The sequence below is a fragment of the Flavobacterium covae genome, assembly GCF_001534645.1.
GTDB classification, from domain to species: domain Bacteria; phylum Bacteroidota; class Bacteroidia; order Flavobacteriales; family Flavobacteriaceae; genus Flavobacterium; species Flavobacterium covae.
Genome location: NZ_CP013992.1, coordinates 1,030,961 through 1,050,782 on the forward strand (window position 1 = coordinate 1,030,961; position 19,822 = coordinate 1,050,782).

The window sequence follows — 19,822 nt, forward strand, 5'->3', positions numbered from 1 at the left end:
TATGAAATGGCAAGGAAGACGTCAAAGTGATAATGTAGAAGATAGAAGAGGTGTATCTAGAGGAGGAAAGATGGTTGTAGGCGGAGGAGTTCTAGGTATTGTTATTCTATTGTTAAATCTTTTTGGAGGAGAAACAGGAAAAATGATTATCCCCGTTTTAGAACAAGTAAATCAATCCAATTCACAGGAAACTCCATCAATACAACGTTCACTTACAGCAGAAGAAAAAGAGATGGGTAAATTTGTAGCCACTGTTTTTGCTGATACAGAAGATATTTTTGGTAAATTATCTAAAGAAAATAATATTAATTATAGAAATCCTAAAATGGTTTTATTTACAGAAGCAATTGAAACAGCCTGTGGTAGTGCTTCTTCAGCTTCGGGTCCTTTTTACTGTCCTGGAGATGAAAAAGTATATATGGATTTAGCATTTTTTGAAGAATTAAGAACGCGTTTTGGTGCTAAAGGAGGAGATTTTGCAACAGCTTACGTTATTGCGCATGAGGTTGGACACCATTTACAAACAGTTATAGGAACTTCTAATAAGGTACGACAATTACAACAAAAAACCACTCAAGAAGAAGGAAATCGTTTATCTGTAGCTTTAGAATTACAAGCTGACTTTTATGCAGGTGTTTGGGCTAAACATAATCAAAAATATTTAGATCCAGACGATATTGATGAAGCTTTAAGCGCCGCACAAGCAGTAGGGGATGATGCTATTCAAAAAAGAATGCAAGGATATGTTGTACCTGAATCATTTACCCACGGTACGTCCGAACAACGTAAAAAATGGTTTTTAAAAGGTTATCAAACAGGTGATTTACAAGCAGGAGATACTTTTTTAGAAATAAAGTAGGAAAAATATAGGGTTTTTAAGAATTTCCTTAGAATAGATAAAAACAAAAATATTTTATATCGTTTATGTTAAATTTTGGTTTACTTAAGAGATTAAGAAGAATAGGGGAAATTATAAAGTATAGATAGAAATTATTTGAAAAGGGATTTCTGAAAGATGTTTTAGAAGAGGAGATGATAATGTTAAAAAAAAATCTAAAAAATTTCTAGTTGATATAATAGAAATTAAGGTATTCAAAAACAATGATTTCATTGTATGTTAAATTATTAGAATTATTTAAAGAGAAAACAATTAGGGTATTTTTAGTAAAATGAAGTAAAAATAATAACATAAAAACAAAAGCCTAATCGAAAGATTAGGCTAAGGTTAAAAAAATATTATTATGAGGAAAATATGATTCTATTATGGTTGAGCAAAAGATGCTCTAGCGCCACCAGCAGCAAAGATAGCTAATGATCTTTCTTTTTGTCCTTGTGAGAACATATACATGCCTCTGTCGTCAGTATAATCCATATAATTCATATACATTTCTAGTGGGGTACCAGTACAAGTAGATCTATGTCCTACAGCAGGCACTCCGTAATTTGAAGAATCATGTAGCGGTGTGTCAGCTACAAAATCATTTCCGCAATTTGCATCACCCCAAATATGACGTAAGTTCATCCAGTGACCTACTTCGTGAGTAGCTGTTCTACCTAAATTAAATGGAACTGTAGCTGTACCTGTTGTACCTGTATATTTATAATGTAGTACTACACCGTCGGTTGCAGCGGCACCTCCAGGAAATTGAGCATATCCTAATAAGCTTGAACCTAAATTACAAACCCAAATATTTAATTTTGTAGTTGGAGATGTAGGGCTTATACCACCTTGTGTTGATTTTTTCATAGAATCATCAGTTCCCCAACTTCTCTTTTTAGTACTTTTACGAATTACTTGGTCTAAAACAAAGCGAACGTTAAAATTACCACTTCTTACAGAAGAATAAGGATTGTTAGCTGTGTTATAATCAGCATTTGTAGCTGCATAATCGGCATTTAACACATCAATTTGTGATTGTAATTGAGCTAGTGAAATATTTTCTGTGCTACCATTATATAGTACATTGAAAACAACAGGGATTTCAATAACACCGTTTACTAAACGGTTGTTTTTAATTGCCTCAGATGCTTGTTTTTCAAAAGATGCCATTCTAGAAGCTAAAGAGGGATCTTCTTGCATTTGTCTTTCTAATACTTCATGTGAAGCACATCCTCTCTGAGCTAGAGTATCTGCTTGAGTTGTCGAAGAGCTATCTTCTTTTTGACAAGAAAAAATCATTAACGCTACTGATGCGGATAATAAAACTTTTTTCATAATTGATTGGTTTTTGGTTGATAAAGTTTCTTTTATTGTGTTGCAATAATATAAAATATATTTTAATTTAAAAAATATTTTTTTTATTAAATTGTTTTTATTTTGATAATATGTTTATTTTATTATCTTTTAAAATGTGTTATGTGTATTTATTTTTGTTTTTTATTGCATATTTTATATGTTTTTGTATTTGATTTTCTGTAGATATTAAGGTGTTTTTAATGATTATCCCTATTCTTTTTATAGTGTAATCCTTATAGGCTAAGAAAATGGAATTAAGAATAAGATTTAGATAATGATAATAAGTTTTGTCAAGAGATAATTATATCTTGGTAAATTAAAAGTTAAAATAGTATTATTTATTTAATTGTAGAGTTAATTCGTAAAGAGCTATAGATAGAGCTTGGACAACATTCATGCTGCTATTATGTCCAAACATAGGAATATGGGTATGAATTTTGCAGCAATTTAGTATTTCAGATGAAATTCCCTGTATTTCGTTACCTATTATTAAAATTATAGGTTGGTTTGGATTTATTTTTACTTTATTAAGAGAGATGCTAGATTGAGTAATTTCTAATGCAATACAGATAGAAGGGCTTGAATGAAGATAATTGAGTAGTAATTCTTTTTCTTGTATAATTTCAAAAGAAACTCTTTTGTGAGTACTTCTAGATGTTTTATTGATTTTGCGCTCAGAAAAGATAAAATTTGAACCTGAAAAAATAATTTTAGAAACACCCATTGCGTCACAAATTCTAAAAATACTGCCTATGTTTTCTTGAAAATACACACCATCGCATACTAAAGTTATAGGGTGCTTTTTAGTTTCAAATACAGTGTTGTAATGAGTAAGCTGTTCCAAATGTTTAATGATTAAAAACGTAATTTAAAATATTAGCTCCCATTTTTAATGCTTTTTCACGTACTTCTTTTGGGTTGTTATGAACTTCATAATCTTCCCATCCATCGCCTAAGTCACATTCATAAGTGTATAATAAAACTAAACGATTGTTTATAAAGATACCAAAGGCTTGTGGTCTTTTTCCGTCATGTTCATGAATTTTAGGTAAACCATAAGGGAAAGGGAAAGGCTTTTCAAAAATAGTGTGCGAAGTGGGAATTTCGGTTAAAGGTTGATTAGGGAAAAGTTTTTTAATTTCATTTCGTATATATTGATCCATACCATAATTGTCATCAATATGTAAAAAGCCTCCTGCATTTAGATAGTTTCTTAAATTTTCGGCTTCTTGTGAACTGAAAACAACATTTCCATGTCCTGTCATGTGTATAAAGGGATATGAAAATATATCGCTACTACCAGGGGTTACAGTAGAAGGTTTTTGTTTGATACGTGTGTTAATTGTTTGATTTGTAAACTTTATTAAATTAGGTAATGATGTAGGATTAGCATACCAATCGCCACCTCCATTGTATTTTAGCAGAGCTATTTCTTGAGAAAAAAGAGGATAACTAAAAAATCCTAAAAAACTAAAAATTATAAGATATATTCTAAACATTTTGCCTCGTAAGTCTTATTTTTTAAAAATAATATTGTAATTGATATAAATTTCTAAAAAGTGTTTTAATTATTCATTACTAAAAACCACACTATGACAGGCAATAACCGCTGCGGTTTCTGTTCGTAATCTTGTGTTTCCTAAAGTTACAGGTATAAAACCTTTGTCTATGGCTAATTTAATTTCTTTTTCTGAAAAATCACCCTCAGGACCAATTAAAATAGTGTATTTAGAATTAGGATTAATTTCATTTTTTAATTTTTTTTTATCAGAATCTTCACAATGTGCAACAAACAGTTGTCCTTCAAAATCTTTACTAATAAAATCTTTAAAAGAGATAGTATTGTTTAATTTTGGTAAATAAAATTGATTAGATTGTTTCATAGCAGATTGTAAGATTTTATCAAAACGATCTACCTTGATAGTAGTTCTTTCAGAATGTTCGCAAATAATAGGAGTTATTTCATGTATACCTATTTCGGTTGCTTTTTCTAAAAACCATTCATAACGTTCGTTCATCTTAGTAGGAGCAACAGCTAAATGTAAATAAAACCCAGTTTGGTCAAACATTTTATGATTGTTAATTTTTATAGAGCATTTTTTTTCTGAAGCCAAAGTAATTTCTGTTTCAAATAAAAAACCAACACCATTGGTAACAAATAAGATATCGCCTTCTTTTTTGCGTAATACCTTTACTATGTGTTTGCTTTCTTCTTTGTCAAAAGAAAAATCTGTCGAAGCAATAGTTATGTCTGGATTGTAGAATAATTGCATTATTTCTTATTGGTCGTTAATGGTTTTTTAAAACTCGATTCTTGCTTTGGAAGTTACGGAATTGTTACTAAAATGATTTTCTAAAAATTTATAATATCCCACTATACCTATCATAGCTGCGTTGTCGGTGGTGTATTCAAATTTTGGGATAAAGGTTTTCCAACCATATTTTTTTTCGGCATCTTTTAGTGTTTGGCGAATACCGCTATTAGCAGAAACTCCCCCTCCTATAGCAATTTGTTTAATTCCTGTTTGTATAGAAGCTTCTTTAATTTTATCCATTAATATTTTAATAATGATATATTGTATAGAAGCACAGATATCATTTAAGTTCTCACTAATGAAATTAGGATTTTCTTTGATGTTTTTTTGGATGAAATATAAAAATTGTGTTTTAAGTCCACTAAAACTAAAATTAAGACCATCAACTTTTGGTTTTGTAAATTCAAAACGTCTGGGATTTCCTAGTTGAGCATATTGGTCTATAAGAGGTCCACCAGGATAGGGTAAGCCTAATATTTTAGCAGATTTATCAAAAGCTTCCCCTACGGCATCGTCAGTAGTTTCTCCAATAATTTCCATTTCAAAAAAGCTATTTACCTTTACAATTTGGGTATGTCCTCCTGATATGGTAAGGGCTAAAAAAGGAAATTCTGGTTTAGAAAATCCTTCTTCATGTATAAAATGAGCTAATATATGAGCGTGCATGTGATTAACGGCTATTAAAGGGATGTTTAATGCCATTGCCATACTTTTGGCAAAAGAACTACCTACTAATAAAGATCCCATTAATCCAGGACCCTGTGTAAAAGCTATGGCAGATAATTTTTCTTTGGTTATTCCTGCTTTTTTTAGTGCCACATCTACTACAGGTACAATATTTTGTTGATGTGCCCTAGAGGCTAATTCAGGGACAACGCCTCCATATTCTTCATGTATATTTTGACGAGCAACAACATTTGATAACATTTTATCGTTCTGTAGGACAGCGCAAGCCGTATCATCACAAGAACTTTCGATTGCTAGTATGTAAATATTTTCTCTTTTCATTTGAGACATAGATTTTATTTCTAAAGTTGTGTAAAATCAAGGAATAGATTATTTTTACAACCTGTGCAAAGTTACTAAAATTTAACTCAAAAAAATATTTCCTTTGGAAGAGCAAAAAGATGAAATAAAAAAAAATAAAAAAAATAAAAAAAATCTATGGGTAGTGATTTTAAAATTCAAGATGTATTTTTTTCTTGGAATAATATTATCGTTACTTACATTGGTTATTGCTCTTTCTATGCCTTCTGTTCAAACGCGATTAGGACAGTATGCAACAGAGTTTTTAAATAAAGAATTTGGAACTGATATAACTGTTCAAGAAGCTAACTTTACCATTTTTGGAGGAATTAAACTAAAAAAAGTTTTTATCAGAGATTATAAAAAAGATACATTGTTTCATATTAATGTATTGAAAACGAATATTCTTGATTTTAAAAAACTTACAGATGGTGATTTGCATTTTGGAGAAGTCAGAATGGATGGACTTAAGTTTAAAATTAGGAATTATAAAGGAGAGCGTGATACCAATCTAGATAAATTTATTGAACTTTTTGACGATGGAAAATCTTCTACCTCTAAGAAAAAATTTTTAATGACCATAAAAAATATTCACTTGATGAATAGTGAATTTTATTTTTGGGATGATAATATATCCAATCCTCTGCTCTTTAGTGCTAAAAAATTGAATGCAGAAGCAGCTAATCTAAAAATTTTAGGACCTGATGTTACAACTCAAATCAAAGAAATGTCTTTTACAGACGATAGAGGAATAGAAATAGAAGAGTCATCGTCAGATTTTACATATACAAAGAAAAATATTCACCTTGCTCAATTAAAATTAAAAACTAAAGAATCAAATTTAAAAGGCGATGTAGAATTACGTTATGATCGTAAAGATTTTGCAGATTTTAATAATAAAGTTCTATTTGATGTAAAAATACAAGAAGGAATAATTTCATCTAATGATTTGAATAAATTTTATGGAGAATTTGGGAAAAATCTAAAATATCAAGTAAAAGGCAAATTATTAGGAACATTAAATAATTTTTTTACAAAAAAATTGATTGTATTAGACGATTTCGGATCGCAAATAAAAGGTAATTTTCAATTTAAAAATCTTTTTTCAAAAAATGAAAACACTTATTACGTAAAAGGACACTTTTCTAAAATAACTTCTACTTATCAAGATTTAATTAAAATATTGCCTAATGTTTTAGGAAAAAAAATACCCACTAATTTTAAAAAATTAGGTGTTTTTTCGTTAAGCGGTCAAGCAGAAATAGATTTTAATAAATTAAAAGCAAACGTTTCACTTTCTTCTGCCTTAGGAATTGTAAAAACAAATTTAGCAATGACTAACATCAATAACATTGATAAGGCTACTTATCTAGGAAATGTTAGGTTAACAGAGTTTGATTTAGGAACATTTTTAAACCGTAAAGATTTAGGAATTGTAAACTTAGATACAGAAGTAGACGGAACAGGTTTTGTTGAAAAGTATTTAAATACAAAAATAAAAGGAACCGTAGGGAGTATCTATTATAACAAATATAATTATAGAAATATAATCGTTGATGGTCAGATGAACAAAGCCATTTTTGAAGGCTCTATAAAAACTAATGACCCCAATTTAATTATGGAATTTGATGGTTTCCTTGATTTAACTAGAAAAGAAAATAAATATAATTTTCATGCAAAAGTAGAATACGCCAACCTAAAAAAACTAAATCTATATACTCCTGATGCTGTTTCCGTTTTTAGAGGAGATGTAAGAATGGATTTACAAGGAAATTCAATTGATGATATTTATGGTAATGTATACATAAATAAAACTTCGTATGAAAATCCTAAAGAAACCTATTTTTTTGACGATTTTATGGTTAAATCTACTTTTGAAAAAGATGGATTTAGAACCATTATAGTCAATTCTCCTGATATAGTAGAAGGAAAAGTAGAAGGAATCTTTAAGTTTAAAGAATTACCTGATTTGATAGAAAATTCACTAGGAAGTCTATACGCCAATTATTCACCTAACAAAGTGAGTAAGGGACAATTTATGAAGTTTGATTTTAATGTATACAGTAAACTAATAGAAATATTTTATCCTGAAATTTCATTAGGTGAAAATACTTTTATGAAAGGAGAAATAGATTCTAATGAAGGATTATTTAAACTTAATTTTAAATCCCCTAAAATAAAAGCATACGATAATGAATTTGATAATATAAGTGTAGATATAAACAACAAAAACCCTCTTTATAATGCTTATGTAGAAATGGATAGTATCAAAACAAAATACTATAAAATTTCGAAAATGAGTTTGATAAACGTAACCTCAAACGATACATTATTTGTTCGAACTGAATTTAAAGGAGGAGACAAAGCAGAAGATTTTTATAATTTAAACCTATACCATACCATTGATAAAGATAATAAGAGTGTAGTAGGAATTAAAAAGTCAGAAATTAATTTTAAAAATTATTTATGGTTTTTAAATGAAAAAGAAGAACATAATAATAAAATTATATTCAACAAAAAATTAACTGATTTTTCTATTGAAAAAATTTCCCTATCTCATAATAATCAAGCAATGGAGTTAATGGGAGTTTTACAAGATTCTACCTATAAAGACCTCCGATTATCATTTAAAGATGTAGAACTAGATAAAATTACGCCTGCCATAGATAGCCTACGGTTTAAAGGGAAACTAAATGGAAACGTAGATTTTAAACAAGAAAAAAACATTTACGAACCAGCCTCTGAATTAACAATCGATGATTTTAGAATAAATGATTTAATCTTAGGTAAATTTGATATAGGAATAATAGGAGATGATAGCCTTAGAAATTTTAAAATTAATTCTGTTTTAAATAATAAAGGAAATGATATACTAAAAACAGAAGGAAGTCTTTATTTTCAAGGTAAAAAAACGTTGATGGATCTTGATGTGAGACTCAAAGATTTTGATCTTTCCTTTTTTACCCCCATGGGAGCTGATATAATAACAAATATAAGAGGGCTAGCATCAGGTTCAGCCAAATTTGAAGGAGATATTTACAACCCAGAAATAAATGGACGATTTTATTTAAATCAATCAGGTTTAAAAGTTCCCTATTTAAATACAGATTATAATTTTGGAAATAATTCCATAGTAGAAGTTACAGAAAATCAATTTTCATTTAGAGATGTAAAAGTAACAGATTCTAAATTTAAGACAACCGGTACAATGGAAGGTTGGGTAAAACATAATAAATTAAGTGATTGGTATCTAAATTTTAATATTAATTCAGATCGAATCGTCGTACTTGATACAAAAGATCATGAAGATGCTTTGTATTATGGAACAGCTTATATGGATGGAAAAGCAACGATCAAAGGTCCTACAAATGCTTTGGTTATTAATGTTAATGCTACTTCAGCAGAAGGATCTTCCTTAAAAATTCCTATTAATGATGATCAAGCCAGTTCAGAAAAAAACTATATTAAATTCATAAATTCTAAAAATACTACCCATAAAGAAAAAAATAAAGAAAAAGACTATAACGGTTTAGAGTTAAACTTTGAATTAGATATCACTCCTGTTGCAGAAATAGAAGTAATTGTTAATAAAAATAATGGACATGGGTTAAAAGGTCGTGGACGAGGTTCTTTGTTAATGGAGATAAATACCCTAGGTAAATTTAATATGTGGGGAGATTTTCAAGTATATGATGGAGTATATAATTTTAAATATGGTGGTTTTATAGACAAAAAAATAAAAGTTAAAAACGGAGGATATATTTCTTGGGATGGAGATCCATTAAACGCAACTCTAAACATGGAAGCCGTTTATAAAACGGAAGCAAACCCCTCTATATTATTAGATAATCCTAGTTTTAATAAAAAAGTTCCAACAGAGGTAGTTATTAAACTAACAGATAAATTAACAAATCCAACACCTGAAATTTTTATAAATTTTCCAACTGTTAGTTCTGTGCTTCGTTCAGAAATAGATTACAAATTAAATGATTTTGATACACGTCAAAAACAAGCCTTATCATTAATCTCTTCTGGAAGTTTTTTATCAGATAAAGGGGTCGTAGAAAACGTTATTAGCGGAAATATCTTAGAGCGCGCAAATAGTTTATTTGATGACCTATTTGCTAATGATGATCGTTTTAAATTAGGATTAAACTATGTGCAAAATGATCGATTAAATCAAGAAACAACTACGGGAGGACGAGTAGGATTTACAGTTTCAACCCAAATTAGTGATAAAATTACTATTAATGGTAAATTTGGGGTACCGGTAGGAGGCGTAAATGAATCAGTTGTAGTAGGTGATGTAGAAATCCAATTGCGTTTGAATGAAGATGGTTCATTAAAAGCTCGTGTATTTAATAGAGAAAATGATATAACCTATTTAGGACAAGGAGGAATAGGCTACACCCAAGGAGTAGGGGTAAGTTATGAAGTAGATTTTAATACATTTAAGGAACTAATGTATAAAGTTTTTAATTCTAAAAATAATAAAAACAAAGGAAAATCCGATAAACCTAAAGATCAAATACCAGATTCTGATTTATTACCAGAAATTATCCAATCTACAGAAAAAAGACAAAAAAAATCTTCTGATAAAACGAAAGAAGATGAGGATAGAATTCCAGAACTAAATTAGTTGTTTATTTCTAAAAAAAATACTACCTTAGACTTTCGTTGAGTACTTTTGTCAATCTTCTTTACTTTTTGATTGTAAAAAAATACTTAAAAAATAATATTTATCATTTTTAAGTAAAGTGAGTGTTTGTACCTTTACTTATTCTGAAAATCCTTTTTTAATGTCAAATAATAATATAAAAAAAATAGGAGTCTTGACCTCTGGTGGAGATTCCCCAGGGATGAATGCGGCAATTCGATCAGTTGTAAGAACATGTGCCTTTTACAATGTAGAATGTATAGGTATTTATAGAGGTTATCAAGGAATGATAGAAGGAGATTTTAAAGAAATGGGACCTCGTTCCGTAAATCATATAATAGATAAAGGAGGTACAATACTTAAATCTGCTCGTTCTAAAGATTTTAGAACCATAGAAGGAAGAACACTAGCTTTTAAAAAAATAAAAGAAGCCCAAATAGATGCCCTAGTTGTAATAGGAGGAGATGGAACCTTTACAGGTGCAGAAATCTTTAATAAAGAATTTAATTTTCCCGTAATGGGAATTCCTGGTACCATTGACAATGATATTTATGGTACAAGTCATACATTAGGATATGATACAGCCCTAAATACCGTAGTAGAAGCTATTGATAAAATTAGAGATACAGCCAGTTCTCATAACAGGCTTTTTTTTGTAGAAGTAATGGGACGAGATGCTGGACATATTGCATTAAATGCAGGTATAGGAGCAGGAGCAGAAGAAATCTTAATTCCTGAAGAAGATTTAGGATTAGAAAGATTATTAGAATCATTAAAAAAAAGCAAAGCTTCAGGAAAATCATCAAGTATAGTAGTAGTATCAGAAGGAGATAAAATAGGTAAAAATGTGTTTGAGCTAAAAGAATATGTCGAAGAAAATTTGCCTGAATATGATGTCCGAGTTTCTGTATTAGGACATATACAAAGAGGAGGTTCCCCTTCCTGTTTTGATAGAGTATTAGCAGCTCGTTTAGGTGTAAAAGCCATTGAATCCCTTTTAGAAGGAAAATCCAACTATATGGTAGGATTATTAGAAGATAAAGTAGCTCTAACTCCTTTAGAACAAGCTATAAAAGGACATTCTAAAATAGATCAAGACCTACTTAAAGTTTCTGACATCATGTCTACCTAACAAAATATTAAAAATAAACAAAAGTAAAATTAGACACAAAATAAATACATAATGTAAAATTATATCATATAGAGATTAGTGAAAGTAAATATATTGAAGTTGCTAAAGAATTTTAAAATATTGAAAACGAATCACTATAAACGATTGAAAACGAATTAAAAAAATAGTATATGAAAGTAAAAATAGGAATTAATGGTTTTGGACGTATAGGACGTATAGTATTTAGAGAAGTATTAAAAAGAGACAATGTAGAAGTAGTAGCAATTAATGATCTTTTAGATATAAATCATTTAGCTTATTTATTAAAGTATGATTCAGTTCATGGACGTTTTGATGGTAAAGTAGAAGTAATTGACGGAAAATTACTCGTAAATGATAGATATATTAGAGTAACTGCTGAAAAAGATCCGAAACTAATAAAATGGAATGAAGTAAATGTAGATATAGTTGCAGAATGTACAGGAATTTTTACAAAACTAGAAACAGCCCAAGCACATATTGATGGGGGAGCTAAAAAAGTAGTAATTTCTGCACCTTCAGCAGATGCTCCAATGTACGTAATGGGCGTAAATCATACCGAAGTTTCTGCCAATGATACAATCGTATCAAACGCATCTTGTACAACCAACTGCTTAGCTCCTTTAGCAAAAGTTATTCACGATCATTTTGAAATTGTAGAAGGATTAATGACCACAATACATGCAACAACAGCTACCCAATTAACAGTAGACGGTCCTTCTAAAAAAGATTTTAGAGGAGGACGTTCAGCATTAGTAAACATAATCCCTTCTCAGACAGGAGCCGCTAAAGCAGTAGCTAAGGTAATTCCTAGTTTAAAAGGTAAACTTACAGGAATGTCAATGAGGGTACCAACAGCAGATGTATCTGTAGTAGATTTGACAGTAAAACTAGCCAAAGAAACATCTTATGAAGAAATTATGACAGTACTTAAAAAAGCATCTGAAACCACAATGAAAGGAATTCTTGGTTTTACAGAAGAAGATGTAGTTTCACAAGATTTTGTAGGAGATACTAGAATATCTATTGTTGATGCCAAAGCAGGTATTGGTCTTAATTCAACTTTTTTTAAGATCGTATCATGGTATGATAATGAATATGGCTACTCAAGTAAATTAATAGATTTAGCCGTACATGTAGCTAATTTATAACTAAAATGATTATTTTTATATCCCGTTTCTTTATCTTAATGAAACGGGATTTTTATTATAAGTAAATCAAAACTATTTGATTGTTCGTCTTATTCCCTAAAAGATATAAAGTAAAAATTTATAAACAATTAAAAAACCATTTTAAACAAGAAAGAAAAGTTTATTTGTCAATCTAAACTTTTAAATGATTATATTAATAAAACTTAAAACTATAAAGAGATAAAATTATACAAATGAAATTAATAATTGATAGTGGCTCAACTAAAGCAGATTGGATTGCAATAGATGAATTAGGAAACATTTTATTTTCTACAAATACACAAGGCTTAAATCCTGAAATTTTAACAGAAACAGAAGTTCTAAAACGTTTAGATGATAATTTAGAGTTAAGTTCAAATAAGGAAAACGTTTCAAATTTATATTTTTATGGAGCAGGATGTGGAACGAATCGTATGAAAGATTTTTTGACTTCAATCTTTGAAAAATATTTTTTAAAAGCAAAAATAGATGTTTATGAAGATACTTACGCAGCTGTATATGCTACAACTTTAAAAGAAGAAAAAGCCATTGTTAGTATTTTAGGAACAGGTTCTAATTGTAGTTATTTTGATGGTTATCTATTACATCAAAAAGTACAATCATTAGGGTATATTATAATGGATGATTGTTCAGGTAATCGTTTTGGTCGTCATTTATTAAGAGGATATTATTATAACAAAATGCCTAAAAAATTAGCTGAAATTTTTGAAAATTCATATAATTTAGATCCAGATGTTATTAAGCAAAATTTATATAAAGAAGCCAATCCAAATGCTTATCTAGCTTCATTTACAGAGTTTTTAATTAAACATAAAGAAGAAGCATTTTGTCAGCAAATTATATATAAAGAAATAGAATCCTTTATAGAAAATAGCATCAAACAGTTTGAAAATTATGATGAAGTATCTAACCATTTTATAGGATCAGTTGCTTATTTTTTACAAGATGAAATTAAATCTGTCCTAAAAAAACATAATATAAAAATAGGGAAAATTTTACAAAGACCAATAGATGGACTAATAGCATACCATTTACAGAATAATTAAACAATATGGAGATAGCACTAATAGCACATGATGTAAAAAAGGCAGACATGGTTCAGTTTGTAAATAGAAATTTAGATTTACTTTTAAAAGAAAATATGAAAATTATAGCAACAGGAACCACAGGAAGCAAGGTAGAAGTAACAGGTATAAAAGTAAAAAAACTATTGAGTGGACCTTTAGGAGGAGATGCTCAAATAGCAGCTAGAGTTGCCGTTGGTAAATGCAAAATGGTTTTGTTTTTTAAAGATCCTATGAGCAGTCATCCGCATGAACCAGATATTAATATGCTCATAAGAATTTGTGATGTACATAATGTCCCTCTTGCAACTAACGAAGCAACAGCACAATTGTTGTTAGATGCAATAGCAGGATAAATGAGGATTCTTATAAAATCAACAAAAAAAAGAATGTTTTTTTAAAAAAAAGTTTTATATTGTATTGATTCTTGTTTTTAATACCGTGTGTTGCATTTTGCGGCTTATTTGTAAAAATAAAATCCTTGCTAGAAAATTATAACTCATAAAATGTCTGTCCATGAATAAAATAATTCTACTATTAAGTTTTCTTGTGTTGAACTCAATTCAAGCTCAAAAAACAAAACCTATTGATTATACAAATAGTCTTTTATTAGTTAAAAATGGAGAGGCAACTATTGTATTTAATAAGAAGAAAGAATTGTATTTAGTTGTATTAAAAGATAGTATGTTATTAACTAAAAACAACCCGAACCTTATGCCTAATACAATGAAAGTTAGTGCATTAAAAATTAAAAATAAAACGTTTTATCATGTTAACTGGAAAGCCACTGAAAAAAGAGAAACTTCGATACGTAAAGAGTTTGCTATTCTAAATGAAAATCAAATTTGGAATCCAGTAACTAAAACACTTTTAATAGCTAATACAGAAAAAACAACAGATATAACCGAAGTAGAATATTTAGATAAGTTGAAGAACACGTCGCAAACTATTTCCAAAAAAAGAAATGAAGGATACTTATTTACTTTATTATCTAATGGTGATTTTAGTTTGAGTAATAAATCAATGATAACTAAATATAGTTATAATGATAAAACAGATAGATATGAACCAACAAAGAAACAATAAACTAAAATGAACTAGAATTTTAAAAAAATATGAAAGATCTAGTATTTTTTATAGATTTTATGATTGTATAAAAATAGAAAATCCATCTTTTTTGTATTATTTTGGTGATAATTGCTTGTTTTTTAAGGGTAAAATAAAATTGAATTGTTAAATTAAAAATAGTCCATTTTTTGATTGTAATATAGAAAATGGACTATTTATAAAGTTATCTAGTGCGGGGTATTTTAAGGGGTTAGGTATTTTATTATTCTTGCATGGTGTGAAATACATTCATGACATCATCATCTTCTTCGATTTTTTCGAGTAGTTTTTCAACATCAAGTATTTGTTCTGGTGTTAGTTCTTTGGTTACTTGAGGTATTCTTTCAAATCCAGATGATAAGACTTCTATACCACGATTTTCTAGTTCTTTTTGTATAGCTCCAAAGCTTTCAAAGGGAGCGTACATGACAATTCCGTCTTCGTCTGTAAATATTTCTTCTACTCCAAAATCGATCATTTCTAATTCTAATTCTTCTACATCTTGTCCTTCAGAAGAGATTCTGAAATTACAGGTATGATCAAACATGAATTCCACAGAACCTTGTGTACCCAGCGTGCCGTTGCATTTATTGAAATAGCTTCTGATATTGGCAACAGTTCTATTATTGTTGTCTGTTGCGGTTTCTATTAAGATGGCGATACCATGTGGAGCATAACCTTCGAACAGTACTTCTTTATAATTTGCTGTGTCTTTATCGGTTGCTTTTTTTATTGCTCGCTCCACGTTGTCTTTAGGCATATTAGCTGCTTTGGCATTTTGTATAACGGCTCTTAATCGAGAATTAGTTTCAGGATTTGGACCGCCTTCTTTTACGGCCATTACAATGTCTTTACCAATTTTTGTAAACGTTTTAGCCATTGCTGACCAACGTTTCATTTTACGTGCTTTTCTAAATTCAAACGCTCTTCCCATTTCTATTTATAATTGGACTATATGAATGTTTATTGATTTTTATTGTTACAAAAATACTACATGTATGGTTAAAAAAAAATTTTTAAAAAGTTTTGATAAGCTGTTTGTTTTTATTCTTCGTTTATTAATTCTTCTTCATCGTATTCGTCATCTTCTTCTTGTTCAAATTCAAAAAAAGTAAATACAGAACCTCCATAGGCTTTTTCGAATGAAAAATTTTCTTTATGTGAGAGTTTTGTGTATTTTGAATGTTCTATAATAAGCATTCCATCTAAATTGAGCAGATTGTTTTCGAAAATTAGGTCTAATATTTTTTCAAAACTTTTTTGATCTAGATCATAAGGAGGATCCGCAAAAATAATATCATAATTATTTTTGTTTTTTTCTAGAAATTTGAAGACATCACTCTTTATTGGGGTAATGTTCATTTCAAATTCTTTAGCTGTTTTTTTGATATAATTAATACATCCGAAGTCTCCATCTACACTGATTATATTTTCTGCTCCTCTGGATGAAAATTCGTAGCTTATATTACCTGTACCACTAAATAAATCTAATACGCGTAAGCCATTAAAATTAAAGTAGTTGTTTAATATGTTAAAGAGTGATTCTTTTGCCATATCGGTTGTTGGTCTTACGGGTAGATTTTTAGGGGCAACTAAACGTCTACCTTTGTATTTGCCTGAAATTATTCGCATGCGTGTATTAAAATAAAGTTTTTTAAATAGTTGTCTTCGGATATTGATTGGTCAAATTGTAGGTTTTCGGTGTATAAACTTACATTTCGGATATACTTATATGCTATTTGAAATAATTGACTGGTTTTTGTTATTTTTCCAAGTAGTTTTACAACAATTGATTCGGGGTTTAGTTTTAGTTGTTCGGCTGTGAAAAGTAGATGGTATATAAAATCTTCTTCTTTGTTATATTCGAATGAATTGTAGAGGAGTAATTTTTGGTTTTGAACGACGATTATTTGAAAATGTTTTTCTTGTATATGAACAAAAATTTGAGGTTCTGCTACATTTTTACTTATTTCTAAGATTTTTTTAACTAAAATGGAGGCTGTGTGTTTATAATGAAATTCGCCATACAATTCGATTAATGAATTGTTAAGTTTAGTAAAAGGAATGTATATGTTATTCATATCGTTTCCAGTTATTTGATCGTAGGTAACGAAATCAGTTGGAGAAATTTTTACATTGTAGTGTAAATATGATTTTAGATTTTGTTCATCAAATAGTGTTTGTGGAACAAAAGTATTTAGCGCGTTATCATGTAATATTAATACATCATCGAAGCCTGTTTGTAAAATAGTACTTTGGCGAATTAAATTCAAAATTTCTTCTTCCGTTTCTTGAACGGTATTGTTTTGGGTTAAAATATAGTTGCTAAAGAACTCTATTTTAGAGTCTAAAGTGTTATATAAGCAAAATGATACTTCATGTAATGATATTTGAAGAAGTAATTTTTTATATTTTTTATTAAGTATTGTATTAGTTGATGTTTGCATTCGTTTTTGTACCCTTATTAATGACAAAACTACGATTTTTTTGATAAAGAATTACTTTTAATGAGTTTTAGATTAGTAATATTTTGAGTGTTTTTATAAAGTTAAATTACGGAATAGAAAATTATTACGAATAATAATGGATTTAAATTTTAAAATGGGTTTAGTTTTTTGTTTTAAATGTTAACAAGGTGGATCTATGGGGGATTTTTATATTTTTTATTTTGATCGGAAAGTTTGATGTATAATTTTAGATGAAAGAAGATTGATAATGTTTGGGTAATATTAGCTAACTAAGAATATGATATTTTATTATATGTTTTATATTTGGCTTCTTTTTTAAATAAATATTTTATGAGTTCAGGATTATTTTATAGTATTTTACGAAAAAAGTTCCCTTTTCAACTTACAGTAAAGCAGGATCTATTTTTTGGTAAGGTGGCTGAATTTATAGAAAGTTCAAATAAGAATGAATTATTTGTTTTAAAAGGGTATGCTGGTACAGGTAAGACCACTTTAATTTCTACTATAGTAAATCATTTAGTGGAAGTCCAAAAAAAATATGTTTTGTTAGCTCCTACAGGTAGAGCTGCAAAGGTTATTGCTAATTATTCTGATAAAAAAGCTTTTACGATACATAAAAAAATTTATTTTCCAAAGAAAAGCAATGGAGGTGGTGTTCGTTTTACTATGCAAACTAACAAGCATACGGATACAATTTTTATTGTAGATGAATCGTCTATGATTTCGGATGTGGATACGGATTCTAAAATGTATGAAAATGGGTCATTATTAGATGATTTGATATCGTATGTATATTCTGGGCAGAATTGTAAAATGATTTTTATAGGTGATACGGCTCAGTTACCTCCAGTTAATTTAGATATTTCTCCTGCTTTAAACGTAGAGACTTTAAGTTTAAATTATACAAAAGAGGTTTATTCTATGGAATTAGATGAAGTTATGCGTCAAGAATTTAATTCTGGAATTTTGCATAATGCTACTGAATTAAGAGAGTTATTAAAGGAACATTTTATTACAGATTTTAAATTTAAATTAAAAGGTTTTAAGGATATAGTGAGACTTACTGATGGGTATGATATACAAGATGCTATTCATCAAGCATATAATAATTACAGTATAGAGGATACAACTTTTATTGTTCGTTCAAATAAAAGGGCTAATCAATATAATCAACAAATACGCTCTAAAATTTTAGGAAAAGAAAGTGAATTATCTACAGGTGATTTTTTAATGGTTGTAAAAAATAATTATTTTTGGCTTAAAGATTCAGATGAGGCGGGTTTTATTGCAAATGGTGATATTATTGAGATTTTAGAAATCCGTTCTATAAAAGAATTATATAGTTTTAGGTTTGCAGTAGTAAAAATAAGAATGATTGATTATCCTAATCAACCCCCTTTAGATACTATTTTGTTGTTAAATACGATCATGAGTGAATCACCTTCTTTGACTTATGAAGAGTCAAATTTATTGTATCAGGAAGTAATGAAGGATTATGAAAACGAACGTGCACATTATAAAAAATACCTAAAAGTAAAAAATAATGAATATTTTAATGCTCTTCAAGTAAAATTTTCGTACGCTATTACTTGTCATAAATCGCAAGGAGGACAATGGAATACTGTTTTTATAGAACAACCATATTTGCCTAGTGATATAGATAGAGATTTTGTACGTTGGTTGTATACTGCTATGACACGTGCAAAAGATAAATTGTATTTGATTGGTTTTAAGGATGAATTTTTTATAACTTAATTTATTTTTAATTCTGTTTTTGTCCCTAATGTATTTAAATAGAATTTACTATATTGATAGATAATTAAAAAACAAAAAAATGAAAATAATAGCTGTAATACCTGCTCGTTATGCCTCTACTCGTTTTCCTGCGAAATTAATGCAAGATTTAGGAGGTAAAACGGTTATACTTCGTACCTATGAATCTGCTGTGAAGACTCAATTATTTGATGATGTATTTGTAGTAACTGATTCCGATTTGATTTATAATGAAATTGTTTCTAATGGAGGGAAAGCTTTAATGAGTATAAAAGAGCATGAAAGTGGAAGTGATCGTATAGCCGAGGCAGTTGAAGATATGGATGTTGATGTTGTAATAAATGTACAAGGTGATGAGCCCTTTATTAATGAGGAACCGCTAGTAAAAATTATTGAAATTTTTAAAAAAGATGTGGATAAAAAGGTAGATTTAGCTTCTTTAATGTTTGAAATAAAAGATAAAGAGGAAATTCAAAATCCTAATAATGTTAAAGTAATTGTAGATCAAGAAGGATTTGCCCTGTATTTTTCACGTTCAGTAATTCCTTATCCAAGAGAAGAAAATGTAGGGGTTAGATATATGAAACATATAGGTATTTATGCTTTTAGAAAAGAAGCTTTAATGGATTTTTATTGTTTGCCCATGTTACCTTTGGAGTCAGCAGAAAAATTGGAGCAATTGCGTTATTTAGAGTATGGCAAACGTATTCGTATGGTTGAAACTACGCATGGAAGTATAGGTATAGATACTCCCGAAGATTTAGAAAAAGCAAAGGCGTTTCTAAAGCAATAAGTTGGGCTTGATGTTATAATTTAGAGAAAATAGAAAACATAAA

Annotated in this window: 17 protein-coding genes; 9 read left to right on the top strand and 8 right to left on the bottom strand. The window is 28.9% G+C overall.

Features of this window, described 5'->3' with window-relative positions; all coding sequences use genetic code 11:
- Position 1 precedes the first annotated feature (1 nt).
- Positions 2 to 859 (top strand): KPN_02809 family neutral zinc metallopeptidase, encoded by an 858-nt coding sequence (ypfJ, locus tag AWN65_RS04510; RefSeq protein ID WP_060382072.1) that lies wholly within the window; start codon positions 2 to 4, stop codon positions 857 to 859.
- Between the two features lie 402 nt (positions 860 to 1,261).
- Here ypfJ and AWN65_RS04515 read toward each other — a convergent pair whose 3' ends face one another.
- From AWN65_RS04515 to tsaD, 5 genes are all read right to left on the bottom strand, one after another.
- On the bottom strand, positions 1,262 to 2,215 hold the full coding sequence (locus AWN65_RS04515) for a zinc metalloprotease (RefSeq protein WP_060382073.1): 954 nt from the start codon (positions 2,213 to 2,215) through the stop codon (positions 1,262 to 1,264).
- A gap of 355 nt (positions 2,216 to 2,570) precedes the next feature.
- Positions 2,571 to 3,080 carry a TrmH family RNA methyltransferase gene (locus tag AWN65_RS04520; RefSeq protein ID WP_060382074.1) on the bottom strand — a complete coding sequence of 170 codons (510 nt, stop codon included), beginning with the start codon at positions 3,078 to 3,080 and terminating at the stop codon, positions 2,571 to 2,573.
- A gap of 4 nt (positions 3,081 to 3,084) precedes the next feature.
- The gene (locus AWN65_RS04525; protein WP_060382075.1) at positions 3,085 to 3,735 is read right to left on the bottom strand and encodes a DUF4159 domain-containing protein; all 651 of its coding nucleotides are present in this window, start codon (positions 3,733 to 3,735) and stop codon (positions 3,085 to 3,087) included.
- 69 nt (positions 3,736 to 3,804) lie between these two features.
- Positions 3,805 to 4,509: a 16S rRNA (uracil(1498)-N(3))-methyltransferase gene (locus tag AWN65_RS04530; protein WP_060382076.1), complete on the bottom strand. Its 705-nt coding sequence runs from the start codon at positions 4,507 to 4,509 to the stop codon at positions 3,805 to 3,807.
- Positions 4,510 to 4,536: 27 nt separating this feature from the next.
- The gene (tsaD, locus tag AWN65_RS04535) at positions 4,537 to 5,559 is read right to left on the bottom strand and encodes a tRNA (adenosine(37)-N6)-threonylcarbamoyltransferase complex transferase subunit TsaD (protein WP_060383821.1); all 1,023 of its coding nucleotides are present in this window, start codon (positions 5,557 to 5,559) and stop codon (positions 4,537 to 4,539) included.
- 181 nt (positions 5,560 to 5,740) lie between these two features.
- Here tsaD and AWN65_RS04540 point away from each other — a divergent pair, with 181 nt between their 5' ends.
- The 6 genes from AWN65_RS04540 to AWN65_RS04565 all read left to right on the top strand — a co-directional run bounded on the left by AWN65_RS04540 (position 5,741) and on the right by AWN65_RS04565 (position 14,724).
- Positions 5,741 to 10,216: a translocation/assembly module TamB domain-containing protein gene (locus AWN65_RS04540; protein ID WP_235588344.1), complete on the top strand. Its 4,476-nt coding sequence runs from the start codon at positions 5,741 to 5,743 to the stop codon at positions 10,214 to 10,216.
- A gap of 160 nt (positions 10,217 to 10,376) precedes the next feature.
- Positions 10,377 to 11,366 carry a 6-phosphofructokinase gene (pfkA, locus tag AWN65_RS04545; protein ID WP_060382078.1) on the top strand — a complete coding sequence of 330 codons (990 nt, stop codon included), beginning with the start codon at positions 10,377 to 10,379 and terminating at the stop codon, positions 11,364 to 11,366.
- A 170-nt stretch (positions 11,367 to 11,536) separates the two neighbouring features.
- Positions 11,537 to 12,535 (top strand): type I glyceraldehyde-3-phosphate dehydrogenase, encoded by a 999-nt coding sequence (gap, locus tag AWN65_RS04550; protein ID WP_060382079.1) that lies wholly within the window; start codon positions 11,537 to 11,539, stop codon positions 12,533 to 12,535.
- A 233-nt stretch (positions 12,536 to 12,768) separates the two neighbouring features.
- Positions 12,769 to 13,620 (top strand): N-acetylglucosamine kinase, encoded by an 852-nt coding sequence (locus tag AWN65_RS04555; RefSeq protein WP_060382080.1) that lies wholly within the window; start codon positions 12,769 to 12,771, stop codon positions 13,618 to 13,620.
- 5 nt (positions 13,621 to 13,625) lie between these two features.
- Complete coding sequence (locus tag AWN65_RS04560) at positions 13,626 to 13,994, top strand: methylglyoxal synthase (protein ID WP_060382081.1); 369 nt, start codon at positions 13,626 to 13,628, stop codon at positions 13,992 to 13,994.
- Between the two features lie 160 nt (positions 13,995 to 14,154).
- Positions 14,155 to 14,724 carry a hypothetical protein gene (locus tag AWN65_RS04565; protein ID WP_060382082.1) on the top strand — a complete coding sequence of 190 codons (570 nt, stop codon included), beginning with the start codon at positions 14,155 to 14,157 and terminating at the stop codon, positions 14,722 to 14,724.
- 244 nt (positions 14,725 to 14,968) lie between these two features.
- Here the strand turns inward: AWN65_RS04565 and AWN65_RS04570 are convergent, their stop codons facing one another.
- The 3 genes from AWN65_RS04570 to AWN65_RS04580 form a co-directional block, all read right to left on the bottom strand.
- Positions 14,969 to 15,679, bottom strand: coding sequence for a YebC/PmpR family DNA-binding transcriptional regulator (locus AWN65_RS04570; protein ID WP_060382083.1), 711 nt, complete (start codon positions 15,677 to 15,679; stop codon positions 14,969 to 14,971).
- 110 nt (positions 15,680 to 15,789) lie between these two features.
- Positions 15,790 to 16,377 (bottom strand): 16S rRNA (guanine(966)-N(2))-methyltransferase RsmD, encoded by a 588-nt coding sequence (gene rsmD / locus AWN65_RS04575; RefSeq protein WP_060382084.1) that lies wholly within the window; start codon positions 16,375 to 16,377, stop codon positions 15,790 to 15,792.
- Positions 16,368 to 17,192 (bottom strand): DUF3822 family protein, encoded by an 825-nt coding sequence (locus AWN65_RS04580; protein WP_060382085.1) that lies wholly within the window; start codon positions 17,190 to 17,192, stop codon positions 16,368 to 16,370. The genes rsmD and AWN65_RS04580 overlap by 10 nt, the downstream gene beginning before the upstream one ends.
- A 351-nt stretch (positions 17,193 to 17,543) precedes the next feature.
- On the opposite strand from AWN65_RS04580, the gene AWN65_RS04585 reads away from it, so the two are divergent.
- Together AWN65_RS04585 and kdsB are read left to right on the top strand one after the other, a co-directional pair.
- On the top strand, positions 17,544 to 18,968 hold the full coding sequence (locus AWN65_RS04585; protein WP_060382086.1) for an ATP-dependent DNA helicase: 1,425 nt from the start codon (positions 17,544 to 17,546) through the stop codon (positions 18,966 to 18,968).
- Positions 18,969 to 19,047: 79 nt separating this feature from the next.
- Positions 19,048 to 19,779, top strand: coding sequence for a 3-deoxy-manno-octulosonate cytidylyltransferase (gene kdsB / locus AWN65_RS04590; RefSeq protein WP_060382087.1), 732 nt, complete (start codon positions 19,048 to 19,050; stop codon positions 19,777 to 19,779).
- Positions 19,780 to 19,822: the final 43 nt, after the last annotated feature.

Bases quoted from the DNA above. Each gene is read 5' to 3' on its own strand.
- ypfJ (WP_060382072.1), top strand. From the start codon at position 2: ATGAAATGGCAAGGAAGACGTCAAAGTGATAATGTAGAAGATAGAAGA.
- AWN65_RS04515 (WP_060382073.1), bottom strand. From the start codon at position 2,215: ATGAAAAAAGTTTTATTATCCGCATCAGTAGCGTTAATGATTTTTTCT.
- AWN65_RS04525 (WP_060382075.1), bottom strand. From the start codon at position 3,735: ATGTTTAGAATATATCTTATAATTTTTAGTTTTTTAGGATTTTTTAGT.
- AWN65_RS04530 (WP_060382076.1), bottom strand. From the start codon at position 4,509: ATGCAATTATTCTACAATCCAGACATAACTATTGCTTCGACAGATTTT.
- tsaD (WP_060383821.1), bottom strand. From the start codon at position 5,559: ATGAAAAGAGAAAATATTTACATACTAGCAATCGAAAGTTCTTGTGAT.
- AWN65_RS04540 (WP_235588344.1), top strand. From the start codon at position 5,741: ATGTATTTTTTTCTTGGAATAATATTATCGTTACTTACATTGGTTATT.
- pfkA (WP_060382078.1), top strand. From the start codon at position 10,377: ATGTCAAATAATAATATAAAAAAAATAGGAGTCTTGACCTCTGGTGGA.
- gap (WP_060382079.1), top strand. From the start codon at position 11,537: ATGAAAGTAAAAATAGGAATTAATGGTTTTGGACGTATAGGACGTATA.
- AWN65_RS04555 (WP_060382080.1), top strand. From the start codon at position 12,769: ATGAAATTAATAATTGATAGTGGCTCAACTAAAGCAGATTGGATTGCA.
- AWN65_RS04560 (WP_060382081.1), top strand. From the start codon at position 13,626: ATGGAGATAGCACTAATAGCACATGATGTAAAAAAGGCAGACATGGTT.
- AWN65_RS04565 (WP_060382082.1), top strand. From the start codon at position 14,155: ATGAATAAAATAATTCTACTATTAAGTTTTCTTGTGTTGAACTCAATT.
- AWN65_RS04570 (WP_060382083.1), bottom strand. From the start codon at position 15,679: ATGGGAAGAGCGTTTGAATTTAGAAAAGCACGTAAAATGAAACGTTGG.
- rsmD (WP_060382084.1), bottom strand. From the start codon at position 16,377: ATGCGAATAATTTCAGGCAAATACAAAGGTAGACGTTTAGTTGCCCCT.
- AWN65_RS04580 (WP_060382085.1), bottom strand. From the start codon at position 17,192: ATGCAAACATCAACTAATACAATACTTAATAAAAAATATAAAAAATTA.
- AWN65_RS04585 (WP_060382086.1), top strand. From the start codon at position 17,544: ATGAGTTCAGGATTATTTTATAGTATTTTACGAAAAAAGTTCCCTTTT.
- kdsB (WP_060382087.1), top strand. From the start codon at position 19,048: ATGAAAATAATAGCTGTAATACCTGCTCGTTATGCCTCTACTCGTTTT.